We start from the raw sequence: 5,402 nt of genomic DNA on the forward strand, positions 1-5,402 counted from the left end.
GCCGGATGTGTCGCCATCGGTGTTGGCGCGTCGCGCCGCATTGGCTGCGCCGTATCCCGAACTGGCAAGGTTGCCGGTGGTATAGCCATCGGTCATCAGGATGGTGAAGCTTTGCCGGCAGGCCAGGTCCACGCCTCCTTGCTCACCCGGCGTACTGCTCCAGGGGCCGCGGCTGTCGGTACGGGAGAAGTATTCCCCAGCTCCTTCAAGCGCTCTGCGAAGTGGTGTCCCTTCGGTTGGGATGACGCGACGGTAGAGTTGGTCAAAAAAGTCTTCTTTGTGGCTACCTGTAAAATTCCGAACCCCCCGGATCACGGTACGCCCGGCCACACCATCCAGATTGGCAGTGGTTGTTCGGTTGTGGTTGATGGACCCGTAGCCTACCCGCATGCCGCCATCAAATTCGCTGAAGGCCCGGCCGATACCGGCCCGGGAAGCAAAGATGCGATTGCGATGGTAGGTGTACCAGTTGGCAAAGTTCTGGATTTCCTGGTCGTAGGTGCAGGAACCCGCCGTGCAGTCCGAACGCTTTTCACGTCCTTCTCCCGTGAAAGGCTCATTTTCTGGGCGTATTTCGGTACGTTGGTAGCTGCTTTCCTGTTCGGGGTTGGTATCGTCAACGAGGTAGTAATAGGTTGCGGGGAAAAATGTGACCGTTTGGCTGGTTATCGTTCCGTTGTCATTCCACCAACGCCCGTTCCAGCTGTTGTTTACAGTCAGATTACGGGTGCCATAGGTTGTGAACAGTGGCCTGTTAGGGGCTGCGGCAGGCGGCGCAGCAGGCATTTCCGTGCCATCCGCATTCACCCAGGGCCTGTAGGTGACCGCGGGGTTGTAATACATGGGATTGATCTGGTGAGACCTTGCTTGGGCGGCCAAGTTACCCGTGAATCTCACCGTGCGAGGCGTGTTGTGATAGTCACCTCCACCATGCAGATTGTTGATCCTGGGAAATACCCATTTCATCAGTGAATTGATGTTTCCATTGAAGAATTTATAAGTGAACTCATCCGGGATTGTCTCCCACATCATCGAGCCGGAGTCGTCGATGATGAAGAGGATGTTGGGTTCCACGCTGGAGGTGACGAACAGTGGGCTGTTGGCAATATTGACGCTGGCCATCGCCGGTGTAGCGGCGAGAATTACCAGGCTGAAGCCCAGCAATCCTGCTAATAGCCTGTGTTTCAGCGTGCGATGTGACGGGTCCGGGAATTTCATGTCAGACTCCTTACGAAATCACGGGCATTGTTGGCTGGGTGAGGCCTATGCAAATGCGAAATACCGGGTTCATGGCCGACAGGGGAGTGTGCAGTGGCTTTGCAGTACGACCACGGATGCCGCCGTTCCCCCTTGGCCACGGGTAATGATGGGGTAAATGCTGCGAACTCCGGCGGTTGGATCCGCCGGATTGACCCGCACCAGTCGTGGCGCGGAGACGTGGAACACGGGATTATCGGATAGATCAGGGTTTCCCAGCGGGGCCGTTCCTGTGGGGGAGGGATTGATCCCATCCCACTGTGCCGGGTTGACCAGCGCTGCAGTGACATCCGCCGTGAGCATATTATTGCCGTTATCCAGCCAGGTTTCGCCCTCCCGAAGGGCGGCTTCCGCGGCTTCGAAGGCCAGGTAACCGTCACGCAGGTTGCCTGCCATGCGCTCCTGCATGGTCGTGCTCTGCATGGCAGTGACGCCGATCATGGTAATGAGCAGCAGAAAGATCAGGGCGATGATCAGGGCGCTTCCGGTCTGGGCGTTGACCAGGCCGTGGCGGGGCGGGTGTGTCATGACAAGCACCTCATGGCAGGCGGTTTCGTATGCCGACGGTGGTGGTGAATACTTGATAGAAGCGTCTATCACCGGGAGTGACGTTGTTGCCGTTGAAGGCGACGGTCATCGGTGCGTCCACCATGAAATCCCGTTGGCTTTGTAGCAAAAGACTCACGCGGATGGCCAGTACTCTTTGCCAGTTGGTGACCTGATCCGCTGTCTGGAATACATTGATTTCGCGGTTCCCGTTCGTGTCCACGCCATAAGTGATCTGCATGTCGCGAACGCCTTCCACCAGTTCTTCAGTCCGGATCTGATCCAGACCCTCGTGATAGCTCACTCTCATCAGGGCCGGCGCCCCCGTGGCGCCTGTACCGATGTAATAGAGGTGACTGCGCAGCCGGAAGATTTCCATGTCATTTTGATAACTCGCGCTTAACTGATTTTGCATGTTCGGGGGCTTGTTGCCAGGGTTGCCCGAAGCACCTCGATTAAGGTTGTTGGCATTCAGGTTCGAGCGGTTCTGAAAGATATCGCAATTATTAACATTGGTGACAAAGACGATAGTGCCCCGGGGTATAGTACTAGCTTGATCCAGATTAATATTGGCAGCGTTAGCTGGTGTATTTCCACTCGCTGTCACTCCGGAAATCTGTGCCGCGTGTTTGATCAGCAAGACGTCGGTGCCTGGGCGGTAGTCCGCCGGTGCCGGGCCCGCGGTGTTGTTCCAGCCGTTGATGGCGTTCTCAAGATCAAACAGCGGGTAAGCGGCATCGCCGGGGTTAAGGTTGAGCAGATTGTTGACCTGCCGACGGCACCCCCCTCGAAACCCCGCTTGGCGCAGATCCCATGTCAACTGATCAATGGCGAATCGGCCGTTTTCCTGGACCCGGGATACCGCCTCATTGAGCCGGTAGGTCTGGCTGGAGCCTGTAAAGATGTGGACCATGCCCGCGGTCAGAATCAGGCTCAGGGTGATGGCCACCATCATCTCCACCAGCGTGAGTCCGTGCTGGTGGGAGAGCCGGGGAGCAGAGGGTGGCGGGGAGTCCGTTCTCCGCGTTGTTGACGGGGGGGGCTGTCGCATGCTTGCTGTCATCGCCATGTGATGGGGTCAGAGCCGGGCGGTAAAGCTGAAACCCATGAGATCATCACCGCACTCCGCCGGGACATTGGGCGGATCAGCCTCCAGATTACGCTCTTCCCAGCAGATGATGACGGTGATGACCCCATTGGCCAGAGTCACCGAGGGCTGGGCGCCCGCGGGGACCGGAAGGGCTTGGTTGACGCGCTGGATCCAGTCGTCCCGATCGGTCGCATTCACGCCGCCGCGTGCCCGCACCGTATCGGAGATTTCATAGGCCAGGTGCGTGGCCTGGCTGCGCAGATAGGCATTCTGATTGAGCTGGACGGATACCGCCTGCAGCCCCGCCACTCCCAGCAGGCCGATGGAGATCACCAGTACGGCGATCAGGACTTCGATCAGTGAGACGCCGGTTTGATGTTTCATCAGCAATCTCCCTGGGTGACGCTGACGCGGCCGGTGTTGATGATTTCAAGGGTACGGCTACGGCCTGTTGTGCCGGCGGCACAGCCAGACGGTCTGATGGTCAGGGTCACCGTGCCCGCGGGGGACTGCTTGATGCCCCGCCCATTAAAAACGATTGGAGCGGTATCCGAAGCTGTAACCGTCATGTTGGGCATGCCTGAATGGATCCTCAGGCGATCATCGCCGTCACAGGCATTACCCAGGTGTACGCACCAGCCACCGGCATAATTCCCGGCAGTTGTGGCCCTGACCGTCACTCGCTCGCCCCGCTTGATGGCCTCGCTACGGGCCAGGTTGAACGCGGAAACCAGTTCGTTGGTCTGGGTGACCACCCGGTTGGTCTGGATGAGGTTCATGAAGCCGGGCACGGCAATGGTGGCCAGGATGGCCGCCACCGCCAGGGTGATCATCAGTTCGACGAGGGTGAAACCGGATTTTTTCATGCCCATGAGTCTAGTCCCCGGTGGCCTCTGCGTCGCCTGTCTTTGGATGAGCGGGGGATTTTTGGGGAATGATCGGCAAGTGACTGAAATGTAAAAAAAGCCGACATGAATATTGGGCAGGGGGTGGGTGTGATTGCTGAATTACCGTGTCAATCCGCGCCCTGTTGCCGTGGATGAATGCAATTCGGGCCAAAGGCGTTGCCGACGCCTTTGGCCCGCTAGTTCCGGGAAGAGCCGGTATTTGCGACCTAGTTCACGACCAGTGTGTAGGCCGCGGATACCTGCTGGCCTCCGCTGTCTGTCAGGGTGACTCCAAAGTTGTATGTGCCGATAACAGCGGATGCGGCATCATAATATAGAACGCCGGCCGGGCTGAGATTCAACCACGGAGGATTTCCGATGATGCTCCAGGTGTAGGGCGGTACGCCACCGGTTGCCTGGAGTATCTGGGCGTAGGATTGCGTGGTGGTGCCGCTGGGGAGGCTGGTGGTGGTGATTTCGACCGGAGATGCCGGGTCGCGACCCACCTCGATGCATGCTCTTAGCGGCCCGGCGATCTGCGCCACGGGGGTTTCGCTATCGGTGACAGTCAGGGCGAAGCAGTAGTTGCCTACGGCCGTCGGTGTGCCGGAAATGGCGCCGCTGGGGGTCAGGGCGAGGCCCGGGGGGAGCCCTCCGCCAGCGATCTGCCAGTTGTACGGGGGAATTCCGCCGGTGACTTCCAGCAGGGCAAAATAAGGCAGATCAACGGCGCCCTCGGGCAGTTCGTCTGTCTGAATGGACAGGATGCCCCCCATGCCGGTGGAGGTGACGACCACGACGCCCACATCCGAGACTGGCCAGGAAAGGCCGTTATCGACGTTGTTGTCGGACTGGTCCGCCCAGACTCGCAGGCCCATGAACCCCGGCGTGTTGCCGGCAACGGCGGTGAATGTGACCACGCCATCCTTGCTCGGCAGGAGCAGGGCATTGCCCCTCATGGTGCGACCCGCGGCATTGCGGCCGGTCAGGTAGGCTCCGTTGCCGGTTCCCGGGGAGAAGAGCATTTCCACCAGGACATTGTTGATCCCGGGGGCCGGGTCGGCCACCGAGCCCCGGGCCTCATCCAGAACCAATGTCTGCACCCGGGTTGTGGTCAGGGCATTGAGACCACGTATAAAGATGACATCCAGCTCCGGTACGATCAGTATGTCTTCGGGAGTACCGGAGGTTGCGGTTGATCCCACGGTGATGGTGGCCCGCGCATCAATGCCCCGGCCGGTGACCGGATCTATGATGGTTGCGGTCAGCTATGTGCTGCCGGGCAGGGCACCGCTGGTGAAGAAAAATTTGGCGATTCCACCCGCCCCAATGGGGGCTGTGGCCTGCCCCATCCTGGCGACTATATTTCCATCCTCATCTCGTCCCGTGAATTCATTGATATCGTCTGTTGCCGGATCATCAAGGCGGGTGAGATAGCCGTGATTGACTGTGCTGAGGTCCATCATGACGTTGAGATCATCGCTGCCTGTGACGCTGCGTCCGTTCTTGTCGGTAACTCGGACGTTGATCTCGCTGGTGGTGAAACAGTTAATGCCAAGGCAGGGATCCGCGCCGAGGGGGTTAACCGGGATGTTTGCACGTTCAACGGTAATCTGAATGTT

The 5,402-nt window shown here is 58.9% G+C and carries 6 protein-coding genes and 1 pseudogene; all 7 read right to left on the reverse strand.

Annotated features, from left to right (window positions below; translation table 11 throughout):
- A pseudogene (locus ECTPHS_RS13370) lies at positions 1–1,218 on the reverse strand (hypothetical protein); the annotation flags it as partial.
- 69 nt (positions 1,219–1,287) lie between these two features.
- Positions 1,288–1,785 (reverse strand): PilX N-terminal domain-containing pilus assembly protein, encoded by a 498-nt coding sequence (locus ECTPHS_RS13375; RefSeq protein WP_008933293.1) that lies wholly within the window; start codon positions 1,783–1,785, stop codon positions 1,288–1,290.
- Between the two features lie 10 nt (positions 1,786–1,795).
- Positions 1,796–2,872 carry a PilW family protein gene (locus tag ECTPHS_RS13380; protein WP_141565367.1) on the reverse strand — a complete coding sequence of 359 codons (1,077 nt, stop codon included), beginning with the start codon at positions 2,870–2,872 and terminating at the stop codon, positions 1,796–1,798.
- 9 nt (positions 2,873–2,881) lie between these two features.
- Positions 2,882–3,277, reverse strand: coding sequence for a type IV pilus modification protein PilV (gene pilV, locus ECTPHS_RS13385; RefSeq protein ID WP_008933295.1), 396 nt, complete (start codon positions 3,275–3,277; stop codon positions 2,882–2,884).
- A complete protein-coding gene (locus ECTPHS_RS13390) occupies positions 3,277–3,759 on the reverse strand; it encodes a GspH/FimT family pseudopilin (protein WP_040406123.1) in 483 nt (160 codons plus the stop codon). The genes pilV and ECTPHS_RS13390 overlap by 1 nt, the downstream gene beginning before the upstream one ends.
- A gap of 248 nt (positions 3,760–4,007) precedes the next feature.
- Positions 4,008–4,985, reverse strand: coding sequence for an Ig domain-containing protein (locus ECTPHS_RS13395; protein ID WP_008933297.1), 978 nt, complete (start codon positions 4,983–4,985; stop codon positions 4,008–4,010).
- A gap of 63 nt (positions 4,986–5,048) precedes the next feature.
- The coding region (locus ECTPHS_RS14875; RefSeq protein ID WP_008933298.1) for a hypothetical protein at positions 5,049–5,402 on the reverse strand (354 nt) is incomplete at its 5' end.

The sequence above is a fragment of the Ectothiorhodospira sp. PHS-1 genome, from assembly GCF_000225005.1.
Classification (GTDB): domain Bacteria; phylum Pseudomonadota; class Gammaproteobacteria; order Ectothiorhodospirales; family Ectothiorhodospiraceae; genus Ectothiorhodospira.

Excerpts from the sequence above, each read along its gene's own strand:
- ECTPHS_RS13375 (WP_008933293.1), bottom strand. The coding sequence starts at position 1,785 with ATGACACACCCGCCCCGCCACGGCCTGGTCAACGCCCAGACCGGAAGC.
- ECTPHS_RS13380 (WP_141565367.1), bottom strand. The coding sequence starts at position 2,872 with ATGGCGATGACAGCAAGCATGCGACAGCCCCCCCCGTCAACAACGCGG.
- pilV (WP_008933295.1), bottom strand. The coding sequence starts at position 3,277 with ATGAAACATCAAACCGGCGTCTCACTGATCGAAGTCCTGATCGCCGTA.
- ECTPHS_RS13390 (WP_040406123.1), bottom strand. The coding sequence starts at position 3,759 with ATGAAAAAATCCGGTTTCACCCTCGTCGAACTGATGATCACCCTGGCG.